Annotated in this window: 23 protein-coding genes and 1 tRNA gene; 16 read left to right on the top strand and 8 right to left on the bottom strand. The window is 53.0% G+C overall.

Features of this window, described 5'->3' with window-relative positions:
• Positions 1-28 precede the first annotated feature (28 nt).
• Positions 29-781: a hypothetical protein gene (locus B4B27_RS05580; protein WP_173381784.1), complete on the bottom strand. Its 753-nt coding sequence runs from the start codon at positions 779-781 to the stop codon at positions 29-31.
• Between the two features lie 136 nt (positions 782-917).
• On the opposite strand from B4B27_RS05580, the gene B4B27_RS05575 reads away from it, so the two are divergent.
• The 9 genes from B4B27_RS05575 to B4B27_RS05535 all read left to right on the top strand — a co-directional run bounded on the left by B4B27_RS05575 (position 918) and on the right by B4B27_RS05535 (position 9,662).
• Positions 918-1,691: an ankyrin repeat domain-containing protein gene (locus tag B4B27_RS05575; RefSeq protein ID WP_173381783.1), complete on the top strand. Its 774-nt coding sequence runs from the start codon at positions 918-920 to the stop codon at positions 1,689-1,691.
• Positions 1,692-1,796: 105 nt separating this feature from the next.
• Positions 1,797-2,555 (top strand): DUF3450 family protein, encoded by a 759-nt coding sequence (locus tag B4B27_RS05570; RefSeq protein ID WP_290724504.1) that lies wholly within the window; start codon positions 1,797-1,799, stop codon positions 2,553-2,555.
• On the top strand, positions 2,552-4,045 hold the full coding sequence (locus B4B27_RS05565) for a MotA/TolQ/ExbB proton channel family protein (RefSeq protein ID WP_290724502.1): 1,494 nt from the start codon (positions 2,552-2,554) through the stop codon (positions 4,043-4,045). The genes B4B27_RS05570 and B4B27_RS05565 overlap by 4 nt, the downstream gene beginning before the upstream one ends.
• Positions 4,046-4,057: 12 nt before the next feature.
• The gene (locus B4B27_RS05560; RefSeq protein WP_290724501.1) at positions 4,058-4,756 is read left to right on the top strand and encodes a MotA/TolQ/ExbB proton channel family protein; all 699 of its coding nucleotides are present in this window, start codon (positions 4,058-4,060) and stop codon (positions 4,754-4,756) included.
• The gene (locus B4B27_RS05555; RefSeq protein WP_072812130.1) at positions 4,753-5,157 is read left to right on the top strand and encodes an ExbD/TolR family protein; all 405 of its coding nucleotides are present in this window, start codon (positions 4,753-4,755) and stop codon (positions 5,155-5,157) included. Before B4B27_RS05560 ends, B4B27_RS05555 begins: the two co-directional genes overlap by 4 nt.
• Positions 5,157-5,798, top strand: coding sequence for an energy transducer TonB (locus B4B27_RS05550; protein ID WP_173381780.1), 642 nt, complete (start codon positions 5,157-5,159; stop codon positions 5,796-5,798). Before B4B27_RS05555 ends, B4B27_RS05550 begins: the two co-directional genes overlap by 1 nt.
• Positions 5,788-6,756: a tetratricopeptide repeat protein gene (locus B4B27_RS05545; protein ID WP_290724494.1), complete on the top strand. Its 969-nt coding sequence runs from the start codon at positions 5,788-5,790 to the stop codon at positions 6,754-6,756. The genes B4B27_RS05550 and B4B27_RS05545 overlap by 11 nt, the downstream gene beginning before the upstream one ends.
• 29 nt (positions 6,757-6,785) lie before the next feature.
• Entirely contained in the window at positions 6,786-8,525 is a 1,740-nt protein-coding gene (locus B4B27_RS05540) for an FISUMP domain-containing protein (RefSeq protein WP_173381779.1), read from the top strand.
• An 18-nt stretch (positions 8,526-8,543) separates the two neighbouring features.
• Positions 8,544-9,662: a hypothetical protein gene (locus tag B4B27_RS05535; protein ID WP_290724492.1), complete on the top strand. Its 1,119-nt coding sequence runs from the start codon at positions 8,544-8,546 to the stop codon at positions 9,660-9,662.
• Here the strand turns inward: B4B27_RS05535 and leuB are convergent, their stop codons facing one another.
• Entirely contained in the window at positions 9,663-10,754 is a 1,092-nt protein-coding gene (gene leuB / locus B4B27_RS05530; protein WP_290724490.1) for a 3-isopropylmalate dehydrogenase, read from the bottom strand.
• A gap of 79 nt (positions 10,755-10,833) precedes the next feature.
• Here leuB and B4B27_RS05525 point away from each other — a divergent pair, with 79 nt between their 5' ends.
• On the top strand, positions 10,834-11,892 hold the full coding sequence (locus B4B27_RS05525) for a hypothetical protein (protein ID WP_290724488.1): 1,059 nt from the start codon (positions 10,834-10,836) through the stop codon (positions 11,890-11,892).
• 2 nt (positions 11,893-11,894) lie between these two features.
• Here the strand turns inward: B4B27_RS05525 and B4B27_RS05520 are convergent, their stop codons facing one another.
• The 3 genes from B4B27_RS05520 to B4B27_RS05510 all read right to left on the bottom strand — a co-directional run bounded on the left by B4B27_RS05520 (position 11,895) and on the right by B4B27_RS05510 (position 15,916).
• The gene (locus B4B27_RS05520) at positions 11,895-13,124 is read right to left on the bottom strand and encodes an endo-1,4-beta-xylanase (protein WP_290724486.1); all 1,230 of its coding nucleotides are present in this window, start codon (positions 13,122-13,124) and stop codon (positions 11,895-11,897) included.
• Positions 13,125-13,282: 158 nt separating this feature from the next.
• Positions 13,283-14,914 carry a hypothetical protein gene (locus tag B4B27_RS05515; RefSeq protein ID WP_290724484.1) on the bottom strand — a complete coding sequence of 544 codons (1,632 nt, stop codon included), beginning with the start codon at positions 14,912-14,914 and terminating at the stop codon, positions 13,283-13,285.
• A gap of 93 nt (positions 14,915-15,007) precedes the next feature.
• Complete coding sequence (locus B4B27_RS05510; protein WP_290724481.1) at positions 15,008-15,916, bottom strand: tyrosine recombinase; 909 nt, start codon at positions 15,914-15,916, stop codon at positions 15,008-15,010.
• Positions 15,917-16,003: 87 nt separating this feature from the next.
• Between B4B27_RS05510 and B4B27_RS05505 the strand changes: the two genes are divergently transcribed.
• The 3 genes from B4B27_RS05505 to B4B27_RS05495 all read left to right on the top strand — a co-directional run bounded on the left by B4B27_RS05505 (position 16,004) and on the right by B4B27_RS05495 (position 18,044).
• Positions 16,004-16,076, top strand: a tRNA-Lys gene (locus B4B27_RS05505).
• Between the two features lie 245 nt (positions 16,077-16,321).
• Positions 16,322-16,600, top strand: a complete 279-nt coding sequence (locus B4B27_RS05500; protein WP_290724479.1) for a hypothetical protein — start codon at positions 16,322-16,324, stop codon at positions 16,598-16,600.
• Between the two features lie 520 nt (positions 16,601-17,120).
• Positions 17,121-18,044: a sugar phosphate nucleotidyltransferase gene (locus B4B27_RS05495; protein ID WP_290724476.1), complete on the top strand. Its 924-nt coding sequence runs from the start codon at positions 17,121-17,123 to the stop codon at positions 18,042-18,044.
• Positions 18,045-18,111: 67 nt separating this feature from the next.
• Here the strand turns inward: B4B27_RS05495 and B4B27_RS05490 are convergent, their stop codons facing one another.
• Both B4B27_RS05490 and B4B27_RS05485 read right to left on the bottom strand, forming a co-directional pair.
• The gene (locus B4B27_RS05490; protein ID WP_290724583.1) at positions 18,112-18,936 is read right to left on the bottom strand and encodes an IS3 family transposase; all 825 of its coding nucleotides are present in this window, start codon (positions 18,934-18,936) and stop codon (positions 18,112-18,114) included.
• The gene (locus tag B4B27_RS05485; RefSeq protein WP_290724585.1) at positions 18,933-19,448 is read right to left on the bottom strand and encodes a hypothetical protein; all 516 of its coding nucleotides are present in this window, start codon (positions 19,446-19,448) and stop codon (positions 18,933-18,935) included. The genes B4B27_RS05490 and B4B27_RS05485 overlap by 4 nt, the downstream gene beginning before the upstream one ends.
• A 172-nt stretch (positions 19,449-19,620) precedes the next feature.
• Here B4B27_RS05485 and B4B27_RS05480 point away from each other — a divergent pair, with 172 nt between their 5' ends.
• Both B4B27_RS05480 and B4B27_RS05475 read left to right on the top strand, forming a co-directional pair.
• Positions 19,621-20,337 carry a hypothetical protein gene (locus tag B4B27_RS05480; RefSeq protein WP_290724475.1) on the top strand — a complete coding sequence of 239 codons (717 nt, stop codon included), beginning with the start codon at positions 19,621-19,623 and terminating at the stop codon, positions 20,335-20,337.
• Positions 20,338-20,543: 206 nt separating this feature from the next.
• Positions 20,544-21,308: a hypothetical protein gene (locus B4B27_RS05475; RefSeq protein ID WP_290724474.1), complete on the top strand. Its 765-nt coding sequence runs from the start codon at positions 20,544-20,546 to the stop codon at positions 21,306-21,308.
• Positions 21,309-21,475: 167 nt separating this feature from the next.
• Here B4B27_RS05475 and glgC read toward each other — a convergent pair whose 3' ends face one another.
• Positions 21,476-22,726 carry a glucose-1-phosphate adenylyltransferase gene (glgC, locus tag B4B27_RS05470; RefSeq protein ID WP_173366430.1) on the bottom strand — a complete coding sequence of 417 codons (1,251 nt, stop codon included), beginning with the start codon at positions 22,724-22,726 and terminating at the stop codon, positions 21,476-21,478.
• A 257-nt stretch (positions 22,727-22,983) separates the two neighbouring features.
• Between glgC and B4B27_RS05465 the strand changes: the two genes are divergently transcribed.
• On the top strand, positions 22,984-24,846 hold the full coding sequence (locus tag B4B27_RS05465; protein WP_073114279.1) for a phosphoenolpyruvate carboxykinase (GTP): 1,863 nt from the start codon (positions 22,984-22,986) through the stop codon (positions 24,844-24,846).
• Positions 24,847-24,984: the final 138 nt, after the last annotated feature.

Here is a 24,984-nt window from a genome sequence, read left to right as displayed (position 1 = left end):
AGGGAGGGTGGAACCCTCCCTTGTCGCCTTAGAATAACGCTATGCTTAGGTTTATGAACGGCTGGAAGTAGGCGTCGAAATCCAGCATGAATTCGTCTCCGTCCTTGGTGTCGGAAATGGGGCGTTCGTAGTAGGTGTGGAAGTATTCGTGCGAGTTGCGGACGCCGCCGGAGAGCGTCACGGAATGGAACGCGATGCGAAGCCCGGCGCTGTAGCCGTAGCCCCAGAGGGCGGGCGCGAGGAACTTGGAATCGTTCTGGAAGAAAGTCTTTCCGGTAATGACGCCGCCGGCGAGGAAGAGCTTGGTCATGAACTGGTAGTTGTAGCTCGCGATGAGCGGGACTCCGACGTCGAAACCGAACTGGATGAGCACGATGTGCATCTGGTGGCGGCCCTTGATGTCGGAGACTTCGACGGGGACGTTCCAGCCGTCGTATTCGATTTCCAGGGCTTCCTGTGCCTTGTAGGCGCGTTCAAGGTCGCGGTCCTCGTAGTGGATGCCTAGGTACTGGTAGGCTGCGATGGCGTAGAATCCGAACCAGTCGTTGAGGGGGAGGTTGCCCGCGGCGCCGTAGAGGTAGGTGTTGTCGACGCTGATGTCGTATTTGCGATTGTTGACCTTGTAGCTGTAGTTGACGTTATCGGCCTTGACGTCCATGAATTCGACGTAAGGACCGACGGATACGCGTTCTTCGTATTTCTCGGTGTCGCTTCGGGTGGCTGCGGCCATGGAGTTGTCGATATAGACGGTGTCGGCGATGGCGGCAACGGAGGATGCCATAATTATGGATAATAAAAATTTACTCATGGATACAAATTTAATTTTTTTTAGAAAAAAATTTTTTTTTGTGAATAAAATGGTGAAAAAAGTGTAATTTTAGTGGCATAAGAACAAAAAACACCTTTTGGAGTATAAAATGAAGAAAACATTACTCGGACTTTGTGGCCTTGGCCTCGCTCTTTCCATGGTCGCCTGTGGCGACGACGTCAACTTCAAGGACCCGGCTTCCGTGCAGGCATTCCTCGCCAAGAGTGACCCGCAGGCTGTTCGCAAGGCTTTGACCAAGCACCAGATAGCCTTTACGCCGGGAAACTTCGTTAATTACGCCTTCAATAGCGACACCCTGATGATGACTGTGTTCCTGAAGGCTTCTTTTGAGATTGATGCTCTCGCCGATAACGGCAACAATGCCGTGGCTATCGCTGCGAACAAGGGCAACGTGATGGTGCTTAACTACCTCTTCGACCATGGTGCCAAGGCCGATGTGCGCAACAGCGCTGGCGAAACGGTGCTTGATAACGCCGTGATGATGGGCAACAAGGACGTTGTCACGCTCCTCCTCCAGCAGCTCAAGAAGGAAGGTGCCGATCCGGCTTCGCTCGGTACCGCTGTTCTTATCGCTGCCAAGGCCGGTAAGGTCGACATGCTCCAGGTGCTCGCCGATGCAGGCGCCCCGCTCGAGAACCGTGGCCCGGATGGCTACCTCCCGATTCACTGGACCGTGAAGAACGGCAACTACGACGCCATGATGTTCCTCATCGACAAGAAGGTCGACGTGAACGCCAAGTGCGGCCAGGGTTACTCCGTGCTCGACTGGGCCACGAACGAAGGCTACACACGCCTGATCAAGGCCCTCAAGAAGGCGGGTGCCAAGAACACCGCGCAGTACTTCAAGGATTCCAAGAAGTAAGCGTCGATTCTCCACTTTTTCGCTTGGAACCGTGGTCTAGGGACCGCGGTTCTTTGTATTTTTTTGCCTATGAAATTTCATTTGTTTTCTAAGATATTCCTTAGTTTGTGCCTAGCTGGAGTGTTCTCCCAGGCGCAGGAGACGGTGGAAAGCGTACGCCGCCAGATAAAGGCGGTCGAGGCGGAAACCGCCCGCGAAAAGAACATGCACGATGCCGAAAAGAAGCGTCATGCGGAATTCGTCGAAGTCGGACGCAAGAAGGTCCAGGCGATTTCGGCGCAGAGCAAGGCTCTCAAGGCCGAAATGGATTCCCTGAAGGCGGAACTCAAGCATATTTCTGAAATTCGCCAGAAGACGATGGGCACAATCCGTTGGTACGAGAGTCGCAAGGGCAAGTACAACGAATCTTTCGCTAAGGTTATCGATTCCCTGGTGCCGGTTTTCGAATCGGACTTCCCCTACCGGAACGAGGAAACAGTGAAGAGCGTCCGGGAGATTGCCGAACAGCTGCACAAGGGAGTTATCGAGGCGGACGACGCATTGAACCGAACTCTCGAAGTGTTTTATGACCGCATCCGTCTTGGCTATACGACCGAAGTGTGGAAGGGGTTCTTGCAGGTGGATACCCGCAGCGTACCCGGAACCTTTTTGCGTTATGGCGCCGTGGCATCCATATTCGTGAGCAACGACGGCAACGACGTGCTTTGGCTTGCCCGTACCGCCGATGGTGGATATGCCTGGAAAAACGTGTCGGATGACCTCGCGATGCGCACCGTGTTGAAAGACGTGATGAAGGTCGCCGAAGGGAAGACCGCTCCAAGGCTCGTGACCATACCGGTCGCTTTTCCGAAGGAGGGTGAATGATGGTTAGACAGTTTACCCTTGCTTTTGCCGTAACGGCAGTCCTTTCGCTTTCGTCGATTGCTGTGGCTCAGCAGCCATCCGATATCGATGCTGTGAAGAAGCGCGCCGAGCTCAATAGTGCGAAGGCCGATTTGGAAGAAGCCCGCAAGAAGCGTGACATGGCTGTCGCCGCCCGCTGGAAGGACCGCGAGACGGCAAACCAGGAACGCGAGATGTTCAATGAAAAGTATCAGGAGAGCAAGGAGAAGGTCGACGCCCTGATGTCGGAGCGCGCCCGCCTGTTCGAGGATGTGCGAGTCGCTCGCGAAGATTTGGCACAGGTGAAACTCCAGGCCGAGAAGGCGCGTGCCGAATTTCTCTCGCTTGCGGCCGGCCCCGAACGTCTGGAAACTCTCTCGAAGTTTCAGGAACAGGGCGTGCAGTTCAAGGTGGCCGAACGCGTAGAGATCCAGAACAAGGTTAAGAAGGAAATGTCGCTTTACCGCGACGACCCGCTCCGGATTGCGAAGGGCGTGCTCGATGCCGCGCGTGCCGAGTTGGCCTTTACACGCGAAATGAATGTGGAAAAGGCGGAACTCGTGTTCGGCACTGCCGTTGCGCAGGGCGACCGCATGCGCCTTGGCGGCCTTTTCGCGATGCAGATGGCGAACGCTGTCGATATCAACGGGTTGCATCCGGCTGCCTTGATGCTCCCTGTCGCGGGCGAAAAGAAACGCGTCTATAACTGGCAGGAGAATTTGACTCCCGATACAAAGAAGGATGTTGCGAAGGTGTTTGCGAACGTGAACGATTCCGCGTTCGTGATGGTGCCGGTCGACGTGCTGCTCAGTACGGAACTTTCGTCTGAACTCGCGAACCACCAGGAAACTACCTGGAAGGACAAACTCAGGCAGTTCTTCAAGGACGGCGGCATCATCATGTACCCGATTGTAGCGCTGTTTGCCATCGGCCTGCTTATAGCCCTCTGGCGCTTTGTTTGGCTCATGGTGAGGGGCTTCGGCGGTATCGCGAACAGGCGCGTGCTGAAGGCCCTCAAGGCGGGCGACATCGACACGGCACGCTCGCTTGCGGCAAAGACGCACGGTGAAGTGGGGAAGGTGCTGCGTGCCGTGCTTTCCAAGAACTACGCCGGCCGCGAAGGTGCCGAAAAGGCGCTCGAGGAACTCTTCTCCGCCGATGTCCCGAAGCTGGAATCCGGGCTCACTTGGATTTCCGTGATTGCGGCGACCGCCCCGCTGCTCGGGCTCCTGGGTACCGTGATGGGCATGATTGAACTCTTCGACGTGATTACGATGCACGGTACATCCGACCCGAAACTCCTTGCGGGTGGCATTTCCATCGCCCTCGTGACCACGGAAGCGGGCCTGATTGTGGCGATTCCCTTGCAACTGATTCACACCTTCCTCGTGAACCGCGCCGACGCCGTTCGCAGCCGTATGGAAAGTGCCGGGCTCGCCGTGCTGAACGCGCTCTGGATCAAGGAAAAGTAAGCGGGAATCCCTGTGGAAACCGTAAGCGAAATATCTGTAATCGAAGCCGCCATGGCCGTGCTCTTCCGCGGAGGATGGGTGCTTGCGCCCATATTCGTTATCGGGTGGTTCGGCTGGTTCCTGATGCTCGAGCGCTACGGCTATTACTTCATGCTCAAGGGCGGCAGCGTGAACGGCGTGTTCGGCGGGTTCTGGAACAACCTGAAAAAGAAGGGCGAGGATGTCGCGTTCGCTAAACTTGCCCGCAGGCCCTACGGCTACTTTTACGCGCTTGCATGCGACGTGCGCGACCACCGTGCAGAAGGCCCCGTTGCCGTGCGTAACGCGATGGAAGAGACGCGCCACCGCATATCCGTGAATCTCTCGCGCTCGCTCAAGACGATTTCTACATGCGCGGCACTTGCCCCGATGCTCGGCCTGCTCGGTACGGTTTCGGGCATGGCGCATACATTCGATACCATCAAGCTTTTCGGGTTCGGAAACCCGACACTCCTGGCCGACGGCATCTCCGAGGCCATGCTTACCACGCAGGCGGGCCTGCTCGTGGCGTTCCCGCTGATGCTTGCCTACAACTTCCTCTCGGGTTGCGTTGAGAAGGTCGAAAAGCAGGCGTGGAGCGAGGCGCTCAAGTACGAATCCTTTGTGTTTGAAAATGGCGCGGCAGGGCCGGCCGATTCCGTCGCGGAAAGTTCCGCGGAGGAGGAAAAATGAGTTTCATACGTAAACGTTCTAGCGATTCCGGCAAGATAGACATTTCCCCGATGCTCGACATCGTGTTCATCTTGCTCATCTTCTTCGTGGTGACGTCGACCTTCACGCGCGAAACCGGCGTGGACGTGACGAAGCCGAAGGCAAGTTCCGCGAAGGAACTCGCGAAGGAAAGCATCTTGATTGGCGTGACACGCCAGGGGACAATCCACATCAACGAGACACAGGTGAACCTCTCTACCCTGAATACGGTATTGCGCCAGATGATGGCCGAAGCGCCCGACCGCCCCGTGATTATCGTGAGCGACCGCGACGCCCCCAACGGCGTGGTGGTGGACATTCTCGACGAATGCAATTTGGCTAAAGTCCGCAAGGTTTCCATTTCCGCGAACAAAGAGGAATAGTGCTCGACTTTCTCGCTAAATATTTCCGGTTCCCGGTGGCATTCGTGCTCTCCTTTGCTGTGAGCGCGGTGTTCTTCCTTGCCGTGCCGGTGCTGAACGCGCTGTTCTTCGACAGGGGCGTAAAGACGGAGAAGGAACTCGACACCGTGACGGAAGTCGAGGTGCTCGTGAGCGAGAAAAAGCCCGAGGTGAAGCAGAAGGTTATACGCACCATCGTGAACCCGAACCCGTTCAAGATTTCCTCGAACATGGGTGTAAGCCGCAGCCAGAATTTCCAGATGGATTTGTCGCTTGCGCGCGGTGCCGCGGGTGACGGAGTCGCCGTGGGTACGGGCTCGATGGAAAACGTAGTGTACGAGGCGGGCGAGGTGGACGAACAGGCGCAGGTCTTGAAGGAAGTTCAGCCGACGTACCCGGCACGCGCCAAGAAACTCGGCATTTCGGGCTACGTGAAGGTGATGGTTGTCATCGACGTGTATGGCGACGTGGCGCAGGCGAACGTGATGAGCCTCGACCCGCCGGGTTACGGCTTCGAGAACGAGGCCCTGAAGGCAGTTCGCCAGTGGAAATTCAGTCCCGCTCAGCTTGGCGGATATCCCGTGGCACAGAAGGCCACAAAGGAGTTCCGCTTTGTTAAGTAGGTTGTTGTGTTTGCTGTTGCTTGCCGTGCCGCTTTTCGCGGCCGAGGATTATTTCTTCAAGGCGAACGAGCTTTACGACCAGGGGAAGTACAAGGAAGCGGTCCCGCTCTACCGTGCAGCCATCGACGAGGGCCGTTACGAGCCTTTCGCATGGTTCAACCTGGGCAATGCGCTGGTGCAGCTCGACCGCAAGCAGGTCGCGATGGTGGCCTACAGGCGCACCGTGGAACTCCTGCCGAATTTCGAGAAGGCCTGGATGCTCTTGGGTGACCTCTACTACCTTGCGGATTCTCCGGGCGATGCGATTGCGGCATACCGACGCGCCATCGAACTCGGGGTGGAATCGGACCACGTGCATTTTGCGCTTGCCGAATGTTACCTGAAGGGCCGCGACTGGACGCTTGCGCAGAAGAACTTCGAACGGGCGCTACAGCTGAACCCTGACCGCATGGATGCCTGGTACGGGCTTGCCGAAGTCTACGAGAAGCTCGGCGACTACGAGTACGCCATCAAGACGCTCCAGAATGCGCTCCAGATGACGGCTACCGCGGGTGCCGACGTGCATTTCACGCTTGCCTATTATTACCGCAGCATGGATTCCACGCGCCAGTCCCTGAACGAGATGGAAAACGGCCTGCTGATGGACCCGGAAAACGTTTCGGCCCGCCGCTACCTCGCGCAGATGTACGTGCAGAACAATTCCCCGTGGATGGCAATCTTCACGCTGGAAGAAGGCCTGCGGCACAACAAGGGCAAGGGCGACCTCAACCTGGATTTGGGGCAGATCTACTTCAACCAGAAGCGCTACGACGAAGCGTTCGAATGCTACATGAGGGCTTGGCTTGCGGGCAGTTCACAGGGCCGCATCGGTGCCGAGAACGTGGGCCACGTGTTCTCGAACGCGGGCGATACCGAGAAGGCCGAAAGCCTGTACAAGCGAATTCGGGAAAAGAAGTAGACGGAAAAAGTTCTAACGTTAGGGGATATATGAACATTTGCAAGTGCGTTGTTGGTTTATTTGCTGTTCTTGTTCTTTTTGCCTGCGGTGATGATTCGTCAGGAACCAAGGAACCAGATTCTCCGCGAAAAGAGGTCATTAGTTCGATAACCGATCCCAGGGATGGGCGTGTCTATCAAACGACGCAGATTGGGACTCAGGTCTGGCTTGGGGAAAACTTGCAGTATGAAACGGATTCCAGCTGGTGCTACAACGATGATGTTTCCAATTGCGAAAGCTTGGGTCGCTTGTATGCTGGCGGGACCGAAAATCTCTGTCCGGCGGGTTTCCACATTCCGTCGCAGCACGAGTGGGAAGAACTGATAGACTATGTCGCCGCTGTAGAGCCCGACATCCCGCCGGCCAAGAGCCTGCAGGGATATGGACAGACGTGGTACGTATCCGGAAATAATGAGTTTTCCTTTGGCGTTCCGGGTGCAGGCTACCGTTCTGTAGATGGTTCCTATCGGGAAAGGATGGTAAATGCTTACCTTGCAACATCAAGGGCGGGCTGCTATCAGGGTTTTATCTCGAACTACCATCTGAACTTCCTGTGTGACGATTCGATTGCGGGGGCTTCGGTACGCTGCCTTAAGGACAGTTCCAATGCCGATGATGTCCTGCCTCTCTGCGACAAGCTGAACCTAAACGAAACCGTATATGAAGGCAACGGGTATTACACTTGCGATAAAGATGGATGGCGTGCTTCGAATTATGCGGAATACAATGCTTACGGGAACGAGTGCGTTGAAAATAAGATTATCAAGGGGAATTTTACAGGCTTTGCCTATTTTATACGCTTCATTTGCGATAATGGTCGCTGGCGAGAGGCGACAGAAATCGAGAGGAATACAATCGACAAGGATTGCTCGAAGGCGACAAATGAAATTATCCAGGGACCCGTGGAGTTCTACAAGTACTACATCTGTTCGGATTCTGGCTGGAGAGTAACGAACATGTGGGATTTCCAGAAGGACGACTACTTCAATCCTGCTGTTGAATATGGCACCCTGACGGACCCGCGTGACCAGAATACGTACAGGACGGTGACGATTGGTGCCCAGCTATGGATGGCCGAGAATCTCAACTACGCCGATAGCGTGAAGACTCCGAACCTGAAGGGAAATAGCTGGTGCTATATGGACAATCCGCAGAACTGCGAAAAGGCGGGGCGTTTCTACACATTCCTGGCGGCTATGGATCAGGATACTTCCTTTGCAGACAATAACATCGAGATGCCCTTGGGATCGGTCACTCAGGGAATTTGCCCTGAAGGGTGGCATATCCCGTCTGAATTGGACTGGAACGCGCTCCTTTCGTATGTAATCGAAAGGTACGCTCAGGAGTCTGCTGTTGCTCTTTATGCTGGATTGGTGGAGGGCGCTTCGGTTAGTGAAATTTTCACCTATACCTATGCGTTTAAATCCGTTGTCGCATGGGATTTCGATTACTGGCGCGTCGCGAGCAATGCATCCGGTTTTTCCACTGTTCCTATGGGCCGCAGGGATCCTGACGGTAGCTTTGTGAATACGCAGGATAATTTTAATATCTGGCTCGCTTCGGAGAAACTTGTCCAGATGTTTATTGCGGGAGCGCCGGCAGGGGAAGATATTGCGAGCTCGGATTATTATCCGGTTATTTCTGCATATAACACATCGATTCCCGCGAGCTTGCTTCAGCAACCAGATGCCCGCAAATATGGTTATCCGGTCCGCTGTATCAAGGATTAACTTTCTACATTTGTAATCATGGCAAAGAAAAAGAAATTCTGGAAATCGAATAGTGGAGCTGCCGCATTCCGTGGCAAGGAAGACCGCATCCGCGAAACGCTCTCGCAGGTCATCAGTGGAGAAAGCAGGCTCCTGCACCGCCCGGATGAACTGTACGAGACTATCGCGAAGACGATTGACGATATCGAGGATTTCAAGGATGTCGGCCTGCAGCTCGAACTGCTTGCCTGGACGCTCCGCACGGACTTTCTCTCGTTCAAGGCAGACGACGAGGAACGCGACGACTGGGAAAGCCTCTTCTACGACGCGGGAACCTTCTTCGTGGAACTTGCAAGCCAGTACGACGACAAGGACTACATTGCCGATTTGGTCCATGACCTCGCTCTGCGCCATGTGGGAGGGGAAGGCCGTTCCGTCGTTTTCCTCTCCCTAAACGAAATCCTGCCTGACGAACGCGCGAAGGCTCTTGTTGACGAGCTTATCGCGACGGTTACGGAGGTCGAACTCCAGAACCGCGAAGACATTATCGATGCATTGACCGACATGGCCGATGCTCTGGGCGATTGCGAACGCTATACGAAGGCCGCCCTCCTGAAGGACCCGGACAAGAGCAATGCGACGCTCATCGATATCGCGAACGAGTACTTTGTCGCGGGCAACATCGAGCTTGCCAAGCAGTGGCTCGGCGACGTGCGCGACCCCGGTTCCGAAGACGAGGAAGCCTACCTCGACCTCATGGCGGCAATTGCCGACAAGGAAGGTCGCAAGTCCGACTGCGTCAAGATTGCAAATCTTTTGTACGAAAAATTCCCGAAGGTCATCAACCTCGCGCGCCTTTGCCAGCTGGTTGATGAAAAACAGGCCGATACGCTCCTCAGCGAACATTCTAGTTTCCGTAGCGGCGGCAATGTCGATACCGAATTCATGCAGTTGCTTCTCGGCATGAAGCGCTACGCGCTTCTCGAAAAGTATATCGACATGTACGAGAAGGACTTGCCTGCAGAGGATGCAGAAATCCTGAACGGAATTTCGGATGAACTAGAAAAGGCCGGCCAGAAAGAACTGGCCGACCACATTCGAGAGTGGACCGTCGAGGAACCCGAGGATGCTCAGGCCTTCGACGACCGCGACAATTAATTACTTCAGGGCTGCAATGATAGCATCACCCATGCCAGTCGTGCCGACCTTGGTGCAGCCTTCCTGGTAGATATCGCCAGTGCGGTAGCCCTGAGCGATGACCTTTTCGCAAGCAGCTTCGATAGCTTTTGCAGCTTCTTCTTCCTTGAAGGTGTAGCGGAGCATCAATGCCACGGAGAGGATCTGTGCGAGCGGGTTAGCAATACCCTTGCCTGCGATGTCCGGAGCAGAACCACCGGCCGGTTCGTAGAGACCGAAGGAGCCTTCGGCGATAGAAGCGGACGGGAGGAGACCCATGGAACCTGTGAGCATTGCGCATTCATCGGTGAGGATGTCGCCGAAGAGGTTCGGGCAGAGGAGCACGTCGAATTCACGCGGGCGCTTGAGGAGCTGCATGGCGGCGTTATCGACGTAGAGGTGTTCGAGAGAGAGTTCCGGATAGTCCTTGATGACTTCGTTCACGACTTCGCGCCAGAGCACGCTCGTGGTGAGCACGTTGGCCTTGTCGATGGAGGCAACCTTCTTGTTGCGGAGCATGGCGGCGTCGAAAGCGAAGCGAGCGATGCGTTCAACTTCGTAGCGGCTGTACTTCATGGTATCGAAACCGATTTCTTCCTTGGAGCCCGGAACGCCTTCACGGCCCTTCGGCTGGCCAAAGTAAACGTCACCCGTCAGTTCGCGGACGGTGAGGATGTTGAAACCGTCGCCGACAATGTCAGCGCGGAGCGGGCATGCGCCTGCGAGTTCCTTGTAAACGCGGGCCGGGCGGAGGTTGCAGAAAAGCTTGAAGTGCTTGCGGAGCGGGAGGAGAGCGCCGCGTTCCGGCTGGAGGTTCGGCGGAAGGTGTTCCCACTTCGGGCCACCCACGGAACCGAAAAGAATACAGTCAGAAGCTTCACCGAGCTTGAGGGTGCTTTCCGGAAGCGGAGAACCGCTTTCGTCATAGGCGGCACCACCGACGTTTGCCCATTCGGCGTTCACGTCGAAGCCGAACTTCTTGGAAACGACGTCCAGCACGCGGACAGCTTCTTTCATGACTTCGGGGCCGATACCGTCGCCCGGAAGCACTGCAATCTTGTAATTCTTGCTCATTGTTAATCCTTGGTTTATAATTTGAACGGCGTAAATTTAGTAAAATTATGGGTGAAGGGCACTTTTTTGCGGGTGATGTATGCTTTATAGAGTTCTGATTCTTTTGATTTTGGTGATTTTGGCGGGGTGTCAGCCAAAGCCAAAGTGTACTCCTGCCGGGTGGTGTCCTGAAGGGATTCGCCCAGGTATAGAAAAAGAGTCTTTTATTTATAGCGTTGACAAAGTCTCCAAGGAAATAGAAAACCATCATACCGTTAGAGAAGCTGTCGATACTGTACCAAGAAAAGCGATCTTATACAGTGTGTGCAGTACAAATGAAGATACCGTCTTGTATCCTTGTTCATTAGCCCCCGCTTCGCTTGCCCGGATTTTAGAAAAAATGAATTACAAGGATACATTGAAGGCCTTGAAAATAAGGGTGAACTATCTTGTTTATTCTTCCAGAAGATTTGTTTACGAGGGTTATGTTGTTCCCTCTTTTTCGCCTCTGTATTCTGACGATGACCGTTCCTACGAATCAATTTGTTCTTCTTCGGATGGTAAAGACTGCGATTTTCTATATGCAAATATTTCTGTTTATAAAAAAATGTATCCTGACCGGGATTGGGTACAACAAAGAGGATTCATCCCAATTGAAATGTCTGCACTTGCTGATCCCGTGCCTATTGATTCGTTAATAAATACATCGCTAGAATCTAAGTTTGTTCATTCCATACAAAAAGAGAAAAAGACAAGTATTCCTTTTGAAATGTGCTATAAAGATGGATTGGCAACACCTTGCGATGTCGATTCCGAAATCGTCGATTCTATAAAGAAAATTGTAGAACGACAGGGGGATACCTTGTTGGCGTATACCTACCAACCATATAGTCAGACTGTTATGGAATTTTTTTGGGGGGCTGTATCTAATCAGCACCGATGCTTTTCAAGTGATGGAACGAAGTGCGATGAATTGTACGCCTTGGTCAGTTGGAGTAGCAAAAAGAGAGAACCGGGAACAAGTGCGGAAGGAACTTATCATTTCTTTCTAGATGACTTTTTTTATGAAGAATATCATGAAATAGTAAGTGACGTGAATATGCATGACAGATTGTCCATCTATAGGAAAGATGGAACATTTGTGAGAAACGTGCCATAATTCTACCGTGCAATCCGCACTTGTTTTACGGTGCCATTCCGGACGGAGCGGAGCATGTAGACGCCCTGGACCTTGATGTCGCTAGTATTCTTGAGTATCGAAACGGCCTCGTCGATAGTGTAGGCGCGCAGGCGGCCGAGTCGGACGCCGTTCAGGTCAAATACGTCGTATGCCTGAAGTGTTTTCGCCTGCAGGTGGAGGCCGCCACCGATTGCAATCGTGGAATCGCCAATAGTCGAATCCTTCGCAGTAGTATCTTCCTGAAAATTGAAATACTCCTTGAGCCAGGTCATTGCCGGGCGGTCTATGCCATCCTTGATAATGCCGGAACAGTTAATCCCTGGGTTTGTGATGCATTGCATTAAGGATTGCCCATAGAGATAGCCCCATAGGGTGACTCCTACTACATATTCGGTTTCCATGAAAACAGGAATATGTTCCGCGAAGCAGTTTTTTTGAATACTGTCTATTTCATTGCTGATGTTGTATTCAGAAATGAGTAGAGGCGTTTCTGTTTTCTCGTAAATCTCCTGAAGGGCGTTCTTGAGCAAGTCTGGATTGTAGCATTTCATGGGGCCGGTTCCCATCACAATCAAATCGTTGCCTTCAAGTCCGTAGGCGTCAACTGGGGCCCCGTTGTTCTTGATCGTATTGATTAGGTCGATCCCTTCATTTCTTTCCCACTGGATTGTGTTGTAGTCGTTGTAAATGAGGATTGCTTGGGGCCAGCGTTCGCGGGCCATCTTGAATGCGGTGGTTATGAATTTATAGTCTTCGTTGTCGCCGCCAAGGGCTTCGATAATTTTGTTGTTGCTGCCTATTTGTGAATGGATTCGCCTGGCTTCACTGACCACGTTGATGTATTCTAGATCCGGATAACGCTCCGCAACGGCATCGAACCACGCGGTAATGGCTTCTTTTGTTTCGTCCGCACTAAGGTCTCTAAGCCAAGAAGGGTTTCCCGAAGCCCATAATAGGGCATGAAATTTGAATGTAGCCTTGTTCTCTTTTGCCCAGTTGTAGGGGATGTCGCATTCGGAAAAATCGAAGGTGCCGCGAGTTTGTTCGACGGTTCGCCAAGTGCATTGCCTTTCTGGGGTAATCTGATTCCAATAAGTCCCGAAGTCAGAAGGGACAGGCCCTTCGACAGTTGTACTGCCGAGGAACTTTGCCGCACCGTCGGCAAGGCCAAGGGCGAAAACGCTACTCACGGCCACGCACAAAAGGGCCACAGGCGCAATTTTTAAAATTCTAGAAGTCATAGCTATCCATTATAAACATATATTCCCTTTAGGGATAAATTCCCAGGGTTGCGCTGTTTGTCGTGGATAATACGTCAATATGCAAAAAGGAACCTTGCGGTTCCTTTCTGCTTGAAATGTCGATGAAATTAATCGTCGTTTTCGTTGCCCGAGGGCTTAGCGCAGCGGTCTCTCGACCAGTTGGTCTGCTTGAAGCAGGCGCTTCTGGTGTAGCAACATCCGTTGGCGTTGCTAGCTGTTTTTTCGCATTCGCAAGCAATACCGTCGTTGTTGCCATCAGCGTCAACAAGTTCGCCGCTAGCGCAGACCACCATAAATCCCTCACCATGGTAAACATTGTTGATGCAGGTCTGCAGGGTGTTGTGGCATAAGCCGAAGTAGGTTCCCAGGGCGTTGCACGATACGCGGCGCGTCTCGTTAGTAAGGTCGAATTCAAAATCTTCCACGCGTTCTTCAGGAGCGGAGACTGGTTTGTGATTCGTCCAGTTGTAGCCGTGAACTTCTTTCGCTGCCATTTTTTTACTAGGAATCAGGTCCTTCCATTTCTGTTTCGTCTCGAAACTCCTGAACGGCGGGTAGTCGGGGTCTTCGTCCTTGAGAATTTGTTTGCAACGTTCCTCGTTGTAGCAGGGGTTTGGATTGGAAGGCGCTCCGCCCATTGGCTCACCCCAGCAGGGATCACAATTCGAACATTGATCCGTGTCGCATTCGTTCTCCATCTTCTGTGGATCGGTGCCTTCTCTACAAGCGACGGGGCATTGGTAATACTCCTTGTCGAGCGGGTCGAACTTGTTATGGAGCCTTTCCCATTGCCCGTCGACGCACCTGTACATGATGGCGTTGTTGTTGATGTCGTTGTCGCACCTCAGTTCGCCGTTAAGACATTCGCCACAGATAGCCTTGTCGGCACGGCACGACTTGTTGCCGCATATGGAAACGGCCTTCTTGGCTTCGCCTGCAACACACTCGTAGACGGTTCCCTTTCCTTCGTCATCGTTGGTGCAGGTGTGTTCGTAGTTCGTGCATTCGCCGCAACCGTTGTCGCGCGGGTCGCAGGATTTCCCGTCACAGCTCTCGGTTACTTTCTTGCCCTTTTCGCAGTGGGTGACGGTCGCCTTGAAGTTCTTGTCCTCGGCACAGGTCTGCACGTCGTCGAGGCATTCGCCACAGTCCGTGCCCTCTTCGTTACAAGAGACCGTGCCGCACGAGCGGTTCACGACGATTCCTTTTATGCATTCCTTGACAATGCCGATGCCCATGGGGCTGTTGGAGCAGGAGTTCTTGTAGCTGTCGTCGCATTCGCTTTCGGCTGTGCTGATGGGGTTCGCGCATTTCTTGGTCATGGTGTTGCAGACAGAACCGACATCGCAGATTTCTTCGCTACAGACGCAGATACCGTCCTTTTCCTTGCCGCCCGAAGCTTCGCATAGCTTAGCGAAGTTCTTGAGGTCTTCCTCCGAAGCGGACGACGAACTGCTCTTGCCTTTTGCCGACGATGAAGAACTCTTTTTTACGCTGCTCGACGAACTAGACGTGTCTGCGATTTCGACGCGATGCCACTTGCTGTCGTCGCAGAAATACTCCGTCTCCTGCTCCTTGGCATACACGGTGTCGCCCTGGTTGCTTTCACCGCAAGTTCCGAGTTCGTAAATCGAATTGACTTCGGTGATGATCTTACGGCCGGAGGAATCGTCGTCGCCGCAGGCGCTAAGTGTTATTGCGGCTCCGACAGCAGCCACAAGGAAAAAAGTTTTTCCCATATAAGACTCCTTTGTTTTCCCATACAAGGCTAAGTATAGTTTTTTGGCCGGAAGTCTATGGCGGTTTCTTGGGGACTTTGACTATATAACTCCCTATTTTGGGGTGCCAGTCCGTTCTTCAATCTCGCGCGGGTGGAACAGCCGGTGTTCCTGCTTGATGAATTCCTTGTCGATGTGCGTATAGATTTGCGTGGTGCTGATGTCGGCGTGGCCTAGCAGTTCCTGCAGAACGCGCAGGTCCATGCCCGCCTCCAGGCAGTGGGTAGCAAAGCTGTGCCGGAAGGTGTGCGGCGAGACCTGCTTGGTCAGGTGGGCCGTGTGCTGTTGCACGATTTTCCAGGCTCCCATGCGGGTCATGGGCTTGCCGCGGGAATTCAATATAACGTTGTCTGTAGTCGGGTGGGTGAGGGGGCGGCCTTCTTCGATCCAAGCCCGCAGGTTTTCCTTCGCCTTGCTCCCGAGGGGCACCAGACGCTGCTTGTTGCCCTTCCCGATGGGGGTGAGCCACTCGTTATCGAGATCCAACTGCGAAAGCTTGATTCCGAGCGTTTCCGAGATGCGTAGCCCCGCGCTGTACATGAGTTCGAAAAGCGCCGTATCCCTCAGCGGGTTCTTGCCGTTTGCCGCACTCTCGAACACGCTGTCGACCTCCTCGCGGGTGAGGTACTGGGGGAGGTAGTGTCCGAGCTTGGGACGTTCGAGCATCGATTCGGTGCTGTAGTCGTATTCGCCCTCCTTCTGCATGTACTTGAGGAACCCGCGCAGGCTCGAAAAATGCCTCGCGATGGATGTGGGGGAGTATTCCACCTGCCCGGCAGTGAATGTCAGGAACTCGTCCAGCTTTTCGGGGGTCAGTTCCTTCAGATCGAGCCCGATTTCGTCGAGCCAGCCTACAAAATGCCGCAAATCCTCCTGATAGCTCTGGATGGTGGCCGGAGAAAGGTTCCGTTCCACCCCCAAAAACGCCAGGTAGGCATCTACGCGGTTCGAATTGAGGCTCATGTAGTGGAATTTAGCTTTTTTTTCTAAAAAATCCCCTTGACAGCCCTTTTTTTCTTTTCTATAATTGACCCCGTCCTAAGCGACTATGGATGATTAGCTCAGTTGGTAGAGCAGCTGACTCTTAATCAGCGGGTCGCAGGTTCGACCCCTGCATCATCCACGAAAACCTCTCCCCAGCGGAGAGGTTTTTCTTTTTTTGGGGTAAATAAGCAGAATATAGGGGGGATGCTACAAAATGTTGTAGATTTTATATTAAGCCATGATGAATAAAAAGAATTGCAAGGTCGTTTTTTGTGTTGCCTTGGGCTTGATAGAACACCCGACTTTGAGAATTTCTCCGAGGAATACGTAAGCACGGACGGCTTTTCGATGGTTCAAAACCCGTTTTTGCCTCCTTATTTGCAGGTGGCAAGCGCGACTGGAAAAGCGCTTGAATATGGACAGTGTGCAGACGGTTATGACCGAAATTTCGTCAATGCGAATTTGACGGAATATGTAGGGAAGGCTGGCTGTGCCAAGGGAGATTGGTCCAATCCGGTCTACTACACTCCGGGGATGGTTCAAAAGAATCTTGTGTTCGCTCCGACGCCCGATGGCCGTTTAGATATGTATGATGGTGTCTTTATCCAGAAGGCAAATGACCTCTGCGACAATTCCAACTTCCACCAGTGGTATTCGGCTTAGCCTGCCTGTCTCGGACAAGCCGGGGTATTTCCTGGTTGACTATGACTATAACAACGGTGGATTCTTCCCGCTGGACTCCATCGTCGGTGAACGGCGTGTCGGTTTTGGTTTCTGCCACTCCGAAGCCAACAAGGAAACGAACCCGACCTGTTCGCAGTGGCTTCTACGGCGAACTTATGCAAGAACTGGCTCAATAAAGGTGGGCCTAGGGCCACGGACGCCGCTGCTGTTGCGGCAACCGCTTCCCCCGAGGGTATTAGGTTCCTCCGCACGAACCTTGCCGAAATCGCCCCGCCAAGATATAGTCAGAAATAAACACGGCGTTCCATGTTGTTAATTCCTTTTTTTTGGACGAAAAAAAGGAATTTGTGCCGGCGAAATCACACTTTTTTGCACTTTTTTGGTATGCTTGTCATACAATGGATGGTAAATGTGTTCTCTTGTGGACAAATTTACTACAAATTACTATCTTTGCTCGCTAGTATGTTTGAGAAGGGTTCAATTAAGTAAGGAATTTTTTATGAAAATAGTTTTGCCTGTTGCTGGTAATGGACTCCGCCTTCGTCCCTACACGGAAGACCGCCCCAAGTGCCTTTTGCCGCTTGCTGGCAAGACCATCATCGACTGGATTGTCGAGGATGCTTCATGCCTTAAACCTTCCGAAACCATCTTTATTACGGGCTACAAGGCCGAAAAGATGGACGAATACCTAAAGACTAAACCCGAATGGGGGAACGTCCGCACGGTGCTCCAGTCAAATCCGCAGGGCCTGGGCGAGGCGATTAGCCTTGCGCTTCCTTACGTAAACGACGACGAGCCGCTCCTGATTATCTTGGGCGACACGCTTTTCGAGGCTGACCTCTCCATCTTGAACGGCGCTCAGGAAAACATCCTCTACACCTACAAGGTCGAAGACCCCAAGCGTTTCGGTGTCGCGGTGGTGGGCGAGAACGGCCTGATTGACCGTCTAGTCGAAAAACCGCAGGAATTCGTGAGCGACGAGGCGATTGTCGGCATCTACTACATCAAGGACGTGAAGGCCCTGAAGGATGCGCTCAAGTACTTGATGGACAACGATATCCGCACCAAGAACGAATTCCAGCTCACGGATGCGCTCGAAATGATGATCGAGCAGGGCTGCAAGTTCAGGACTGCCCCCGTTTCGCGCTGGCTTGACTGTGGTCTTGTCGAAACCTTGCTCGATACGAACGCGCATATCCTCAAGAGGAACGACAATTCCAAGGAAATGGCCGCTCCTGGTGTTGAAATCATTCCGCCCTGCTTTATCGGCAAGGGTGCGAAGATTCACGGCTGCAAGATTGGTCCGTTTGTCGCCATCGGCGAGGGCTGCGAACTTTCGGGAGTCGAAATCCGCGATGCTATCGTCTGGAACGGCGTGAAGATTTCGAACGGAGTGGTCAAGAACACGGTCGTCCACAAGTAAAACGGCAAATTTTTGGAACAAAAGCCCCGGCTAATGAGCTGAACCCAAAAAGTTGGACAGTTTAAAGTTAGGATAAAACAGCGTTATGAGTCCGGTATTGTACCGGGCTCATTCCTTTTAGGCGCAGCTTTATCCGGTCGTTGTTGTAGTATTCGATATATTTCCTTAGTTCCCGCTTGAAGTGATCCATATCATTGAAGGTGTTCGGATAGAGTAACTCGGATTTCATTATCCCGAAGAAGTTCTCCATCATGGCGTTGTCCAGGCAGTTGCCCTTGCGGCTCATGCTCTGGACGATTTTATGATCCTGCAGCGATTTCTGATAGCTGCGGTGCTGATAGTGCCATCCTTGGTCGGAGTGGAGTATCAGACGTTTCCAGGTGTGTCCCTTAGCGTAGGCCTTTTCCAGCATGTCCATGACCATCTTCAGGTCCGGATGGTCCGATATCGTGTAGCTGACGATTTCCCCGTTGTACATGTCGAGTATCGGCGACAGGTAGCACTTTTCCATGCCGATGTTTATCTGGGTCACGTCGGTTGTCCACTTCCTGTTCGGGCCCGTCGTGCCGAAGTCCCTGTTCAGGATGTTGGGCGCAGTCTTGCCAACTTCGCCCTTGTACGAGCGGTACTTATTGCGTTTTCGCACGTTTTTCAGGTTTTCCTCTTTCATTAGTCGGTACACTGTCTTGTGGTTGATCGAGAAGCCCTCGTTTCGGAGCTGGGCCATGATACGCCGGTAGCCGTAACGACCCCTGTTCTGCGCATGCACGGCCTTGACTCGGCTACGCTCGTCGGCGTAGCGGTCTGGCCTCTTGCGGAGGTTGTAGTAGTATGTGGAGCGGGATAGTCCGCCTGCCTTCAGGAGATGCTTCAGAGCGTGCTTGTCGCTCAGTTCTCTGATGACTTGGGCCCTATACCGAACATCTCGGCATTCTCTTTCTGGTCTAGGGCCTTTAATTTTTTTAGGTAGGCGTTCTCCGCCTTGAGATATTCGTTCTCTTCCCTGAGACGTTCCAGTTCGCTCATTCCTTTTGTCCGTTTTGGCTTGGGCACCTTGGGTTGCCTCCCTCTTGGCTCGGTGGCTAGTAGTTCCTCGTATCCGCCATGACGGAACTTTTTCAGCCAAGACTTGAGACAGTAGAGGCTGATTCCGTAATTGACGGTAACTTCGTCCAAAGATAGCGAATGTTGCTCAACGGCTTCTATGACAGCCTTTTTAAGTTCCGCATTTGGGCGAACACCAACTTTCCTTTCCGTACACCAGGTACCAGTAAGGTCATATTGCCTGCATCGGTGTCGGATGTATCGTTCGTTTATGCCTGTAATCTTTGAGATGAGGATGGATCCATTCCCTTTTTGATAGAGTTCAAGGACTTTATCCCATTCTTCTTTTGTGTATTTCATATATGAAAATCCCGAAAGTTGTGTCCAACTTTCGGGGTTCACATCATTTGAGCCGGGGCCTTTGCGTTCCGGAGTGTGTTTTCGATCATATTTTGACCTTTTTTCGTATAGGATGTCCCTATATCGGTCAGTGTGATATATATTTATATTAAACTTAAAAAAGGAGTTTTTTATGGTGTGCAAAAAAATTGCATGTGCTCTTTCCCTCGCCGCGGCGTTCGCTTTCGTGGCTTGTGATGACGAATCCACGTCATTCTCTCCGAAGACCGAAGGCGATGAACAGGAACTTTCCAGCGATTCGAAGGACGTGGATGGTTCCAGCGAGTCTAAGGATGTGAATGGGGATGACGGGAAGGCGGTCTCCAGTTCGTCTGTCGCGGGCGGATTCGACGTGGATGAGATGAAGTGCGACGAGGAAGGCGCGAAGAAGACGGAATCGTACATGGGCCAGGAAATACCCCTTGTTTGCGAAGAGGGCTTCTGGATGCCCGACGAAGAGGCTATGGACGAAATGTACACGTGCGACGAGGAAGGCGCCACCAAGACCGATACGATAACGATGGGAAATAACAGCATGCAGGTTGCTTATGTCTGCGTGGATGGCGAGTGGAAAGTTGATTCCGCGGCCACGGCCAAATGCGACAAGGAAGGCGATGAAATGGAAGTCGACTTCGGTGGCATGGTCATGAAGGCGACCTGTGTCAATGGCACTTGGGTTCCCGATGAGGGGGCCATGGAAGAACAGTTCGTTTGCACGGCGGAAGAAGAAGGCAAAACCAAGGAAATTATGGGTATGCCGTTTGTCTGTACGGATGGCGAGTATATGCCCGATATGGATTTCGACTTTGGTGATTTGTCGGTCGACACGCTTGGCGTAGTTAAAGACTAGTTCCTTCGCCAATACCTTTACGAATAAGCAAAGAGCCCCGCAAGGTCGCGGGGTTCTTTTTTGGGATAAAAAGCCCCGTGCGGGGTGTTTTGGATCGCTTTTTTATATGCGTTAAATTTGAATTTACTTTAAGTTACGCAGGTGTAAGTTTCTCGGGACGTATATTTAGGGCGTATGGGAGACCGTTAACCAAAAAAGGAGTAAAAATGAATCTCAAGAAACTTGCTTTGGCCCTCTCCCTTACGGTGGCCTTCACTTACATGGGATGCGACGATTCCGCAAGTGCCTCCACGACCGGTGGCGACGAACAGCCGGCACTCTCGAGCGCATCGACCGGCGATGAAGGTGGCGAACCGGCCGCTTCCAGTGCTTCTACGGGGGATGAAGGTGGTGAGCAGACTGCTACTTCCAGCGATGCTAAGGCTGAATCTGCGGATTCGGGCGATGTACCCCCGGCAAGTTCTGCCGATGAGGGCCCTGGCACGATTCCGGGGATGGACTCGTCCTTCGTTTTTGACAGCACGGCCATTGCCGACATGATGAAGTGCGATGAGGAAGGTGCCACGCAGAACCAGATGGGAATCAAGATGACGTGCACCGACGGCCAGTGGACTGTTGATTCCTCTTCTATCGCCGACATGATGAAGTGCGAGGCGGGGGAGACCATGGAACAGATGGGCATGGTGATGAAATGCGAAGACGGTCACTGGACGCTGGATTCGGCCGCGACTGCGGCGGCCAATACGTGCGACGAGGAAGGTGCGACGAAAACCGAAAGCATGTCGATGGGCAACTTTGAGATGGAAATGAAATATGTCTGCAAGGACGGCGAATGGGTCGTCGATATGTCTGGGATGGGCGGCCCCGGTGGTGGCATGAATTTCGGTGATTCCAGCTTCACGATGCCCGGCGGAGGTACGGGGGGCTGGGGCGCGAGGGATTCCTCTAGTACGCAGCCTGCCGGCGAATAAGTTTCTTTCATAACCAACCCCAAAGGCCCGCACTCATCGTGCGGGCCTTTTTGTTATATAATCGTTTGTGCAATCGACCGTTCGCCTTATTAAACTTGGCGCTCTGTCGAGCGCAAGCCTTTCGGCTCGGTCATGGACAAGCAAACTTGTCCGCGACTCTCGCCTTATTAAGCTTTGATGATCGTGTCCTTCGCTAGCACCACGATGCCGGATTCGGTCACGTGGAAGAGCTTCCTGTCGCGTTCCAGGTCGTAGCCGATCTGGAATCCGGCGGGAATGTGTAGCCCTTTCTCGATAATCGCGCGACGGACTTTTGCGCCCGGGCCGATGGTCACGTTCGGGAAGAGGATGGATTCCTCGACGAGCGCGTCCTTCTGAATGGAGACCCCGGGGGAGAGGATGCTTTTCACGACGGTGCCGCCGCCGATGATGCAGCCCGAAGACACGATGGAGTCTATGGCCGCTCCCTGGTGGGCGCTGCCGTCACCCGCGAAGAACCTTGCTGGCGGCTGGTTCCAGTTGAACGTGCGGATGGGCCAGTAGTTGTTGTACAGGTCGAACGGCGGGTTTTCGGAGCAGAGGTCCATGTTCGCTTCGAAGAAGGCATCGAGCGTTCCTACGTCGCGCCAGTAGCCCTTGGTAGATGCCTGTTCTCCGCGCACGATGTTCGTGTTGAAGTTGTAGACGTAGACGGGGTAGTCCTTGTAGAGGCGCGGGATGATGTGCTTGCCGAAATCGGTCGCACCTTCGTTTGCGCCCTTCAGGAGCTCGCGCACCAGGAACTTGCTCGTGAAGATGTAGTTGCCCATGCTTGCAAGGCACCAGCCCGGATGCCCGGGCATTTCCTTCGGGTTTTGGGGCTTCTCCTCGAATCCGATCATGCGGTTGTCCTGGTCCACTTCGATAATGCCGAACTCGCGCGCATCCTTGATTGGCACGGGAATCGCCGCAATCGTAAGCAGTGCGGCGCGACTCAGGTGGAAGTCAATCATCTGGTTGATGTCCATCTTGTAGATATGGTCGCCGCCGAAGATGGCCACGAGATCCGGACGTTCGTCGGTAATGAGGTTGATATTCTGGAAAATGGCGTCGGCGGTGCCCTTGTACCAGTCGTCTCCGGTGCGCATCTGGGCAGGTACCAGGTCCACGTACTGGTCGAGGCTAGCATTCAGGTTCCATGCGGCGGAGATGTGCTTGTTCAGCGAATCGCTCTTGAACTGCGTCAGGACCTTGATTTTGAAGATGCCCGAGTTGATGAAGTTGTTCAAAACGAAGTCGATGATGCGGTAGGTTCCGCCAAAGTGCACGGCCGGCTTGGCGCGGTCGCGGGTGAGGGGCTGCAGACGGCTTCCCTGTCCGCCAGCCATGATCATGCAAAGGATGTTTTTCTGATGTTCTCTAGAATAAGACCAACTCATAAAACCTCAGTTCGTGCTTAAAGCTCTATTTCTTGTATACATGCGTAATTTATGTAATTTTTTTTTGAAAAATCATTTTTTTTTGCAAAAAAACACGAAAAAATCGAAAAAAGTGATACCGCTGACCTCAGGTGCCGGATTGGGCGGCTTTTATATGCATTTTTTTGGTGTTGCCCTGCTATTCCGATTTTATTTTTGTAGATTTTACCGCGTTCGAAATTATCGAAACTTAACGTTAAACCAAACAGGAGCTCATAATGAGTCTTACCCTTAACGATATCAAGCACCCGAAGATCAGTACTTGGGTGAATGAAATGATTGCCATGTGCGAACCGGACAACGTCGTTGTCGTTGACGGCTCCAAGGAAGAATACGATGCCCTTATGCAGAAGTGCGTCAAGGCTGGCCTCGCCACGAAGCTCGCCAAGAAGGAAAACTGCTACCTGTTCCGTTCTCTCCCGTCTGACGTGGCCCGCGTCGAATCCCGTACCTTCATTTCCTCTGTGAAGGAAGAAGATGCAGGTCCGACCAACCACTGGATCGACCCGTCTGAACTCAAGCAGACGATGCGTAAACTCTATAAGGGTTGTATGCACGGCCGTACCATGTACGTGATTCCGTTCTGCATGGGCCCGCTCGGCTCCCCGATTTCCAAGAACGGTATCGAAGTCACGGACTCCGAATACGTTGTTCTCAACATGGACATCATGACTCGCGCCGGTAAGAAGGTTCTCGACATCTTCAATGCAGACGTGAACGCTGAATTCGTTCCGTGCCTCCACTCCGTTGGTAAGCCGCTCCGCGAATGCGAAAGCGACAACGGCATCTGGCCCTGCGCTGACGTTGAATACAAGTACATCACTCAGTTCCCCGAAGAACGCCTCATTTGGTCCTACGGTTCGGGCTACGGTGGAAACGCTCTTCTCGGTAAGAAGTGCTTCGCTCTCCGTATCGCTACCGTTCTCGCTCGCGACGAAGGCTGGCTCGCTGAACACATGCTCATCCTCAAGCTCACCAACCCGAAGGGCGAAGTCAAGTACGTGACTGGCGCATTCCCGTCTGCTTGCGGTAAGACGAACCTCGCCATGCTCATCCCGACTATCCCGGGCTGGAAGGTCGAAACCATCGGTGACGACATTGCATGGATGAAGTTTGGTAAGGATGGCCGTCTCTACGCTATCAACCCGGAAGCCGGCTTCTTCGGCGTTGCCCCGGGTACTTCTGCAGAATCCAACAAGAACGCTCTTATCTCTGCTGAAAAGAACACGATCTACACGAACTGCGCTCTCACTGAAGACGGCGACGTGTGGTGGGAAGGCATCGGCTACCCGGCCAAGGGCAAGCTCGTTGACTGGAAGGGCAAGACCCGTGACGCTCTCCCGAAGGACAAGGCTCCTAAGGGCGAAGAAATGGCTCACCCGAACGCTCGCTTCACCGCTCCGGCCAAGCAGTGCCCGTGCATTGCCAAGGAATGGGAAGATCCGGCAGGCGTGCCTATCTCTGCAATCCTCTTCGGTGGCCGTCGTCCGTCCACCATTCCTCTGGTTCACCAGTCCCTCAGCTGGAACCACGGCGTGTTCCTCGGCTCCATCGTGGGTTCCGAAATCACGGCTGCCTCTACGATTGACGCCTCTCAGGTCGGTAAGATCCGTCGCGACCCGTTCGCAATCCTCCCGTTCTGCGGCTACAACATGGGTGACTACTTCAAGCACTGGATCGAAATCGGTAAGAAGTCTACCGAAGACAAGCTCCCGAAGATCTTCTACGTGAACTGGTTCCGCAAGGATGCCAACAACGAAAAGCTTCCGGGTGGCTTCATGTGGCCGGGTTACGGCGACAACAGCCGCGTGCTCGCTTGGATCTTCGACCGCTGCAACGGTGTTGACAACGCTGTCGAAACTCCGATCGGTTACATGCCGAAGGAAGGCGCCATCAATACTGATGGTCTCGCTGACTACTATAAGGAAACTCTCCCGCAGATCACGAAGGTTGACGTGGAAGGCTGGAAGAAGGAACTCGCTGACGTTAAGGAAAACCACTATCCGAAGTTCGGCAAGCACCTTCCGAAGGAACTCTCTGAAATCATCGACATGATCCAGGATCGTCTCAATAAGGCTTAATAGGCATAACAGCCTAGTTTGTTAAGTTCTCCTCCTAACAAACAAGTCCCCGTGGCCGCAAGGTCGCGGGGGCTTTCCTATTTATAGCGGATATGGCGGTTCGAACGGTTTTAGAATGCTTTTTTTACATTTTTTTTG

The sequence above is a fragment of the Fibrobacter sp. UBA2449 genome (assembly GCF_002342555.1).
Classification (GTDB): Bacteria; Fibrobacterota; Fibrobacteria; order Fibrobacterales; family Fibrobacteraceae; genus Fibrobacter.
The sequence above is the reverse complement of the archived record's forward strand: the minus strand, read 5'-3'. Positions and strand labels throughout refer to the sequence as shown.

Excerpts from the sequence above, each read along its gene's own strand:
- B4B27_RS05580 (WP_173381784.1), bottom strand. The coding sequence starts at position 781 with ATGGCATCCTCCGTTGCCGCCATCGCCGACACCGTCTATATCGACAAC.
- B4B27_RS05575 (WP_173381783.1), top strand. The coding sequence starts at position 918 with ATGAAGAAAACATTACTCGGACTTTGTGGCCTTGGCCTCGCTCTTTCC.
- B4B27_RS05565 (WP_290724502.1), top strand. The coding sequence starts at position 2,552 with ATGATGGTTAGACAGTTTACCCTTGCTTTTGCCGTAACGGCAGTCCTT.
- B4B27_RS05555 (WP_072812130.1), top strand. The coding sequence starts at position 4,753 with ATGAGTTTCATACGTAAACGTTCTAGCGATTCCGGCAAGATAGACATT.
- B4B27_RS05540 (WP_173381779.1), top strand. The coding sequence starts at position 6,786 with ATGAACATTTGCAAGTGCGTTGTTGGTTTATTTGCTGTTCTTGTTCTT.
- B4B27_RS05535 (WP_290724492.1), top strand. The coding sequence starts at position 8,544 with ATGGCAAAGAAAAAGAAATTCTGGAAATCGAATAGTGGAGCTGCCGCA.
- leuB (WP_290724490.1), bottom strand. The coding sequence starts at position 10,754 with ATGAGCAAGAATTACAAGATTGCAGTGCTTCCGGGCGACGGTATCGGC.
- B4B27_RS05525 (WP_290724488.1), top strand. The coding sequence starts at position 10,834 with ATGCTTTATAGAGTTCTGATTCTTTTGATTTTGGTGATTTTGGCGGGG.
- B4B27_RS05515 (WP_290724484.1), bottom strand. The coding sequence starts at position 14,914 with ATGGGAAAAACTTTTTTCCTTGTGGCTGCTGTCGGAGCCGCAATAACA.
- B4B27_RS05510 (WP_290724481.1), bottom strand. The coding sequence starts at position 15,916 with ATGAGCCTCAATTCGAACCGCGTAGATGCCTACCTGGCGTTTTTGGGG.
- B4B27_RS05495 (WP_290724476.1), top strand. The coding sequence starts at position 17,121 with ATGAAAATAGTTTTGCCTGTTGCTGGTAATGGACTCCGCCTTCGTCCC.
- B4B27_RS05485 (WP_290724585.1), bottom strand. The coding sequence starts at position 19,448 with ATGAAATACACAAAAGAAGAATGGGATAAAGTCCTTGAACTCTATCAA.
- B4B27_RS05480 (WP_290724475.1), top strand. The coding sequence starts at position 19,621 with ATGGTGTGCAAAAAAATTGCATGTGCTCTTTCCCTCGCCGCGGCGTTC.
- B4B27_RS05475 (WP_290724474.1), top strand. The coding sequence starts at position 20,544 with ATGAATCTCAAGAAACTTGCTTTGGCCCTCTCCCTTACGGTGGCCTTC.
- glgC (WP_173366430.1), bottom strand. The coding sequence starts at position 22,726 with ATGAGTTGGTCTTATTCTAGAGAACATCAGAAAAACATCCTTTGCATG.
- B4B27_RS05465 (WP_073114279.1), top strand. The coding sequence starts at position 22,984 with ATGAGTCTTACCCTTAACGATATCAAGCACCCGAAGATCAGTACTTGG.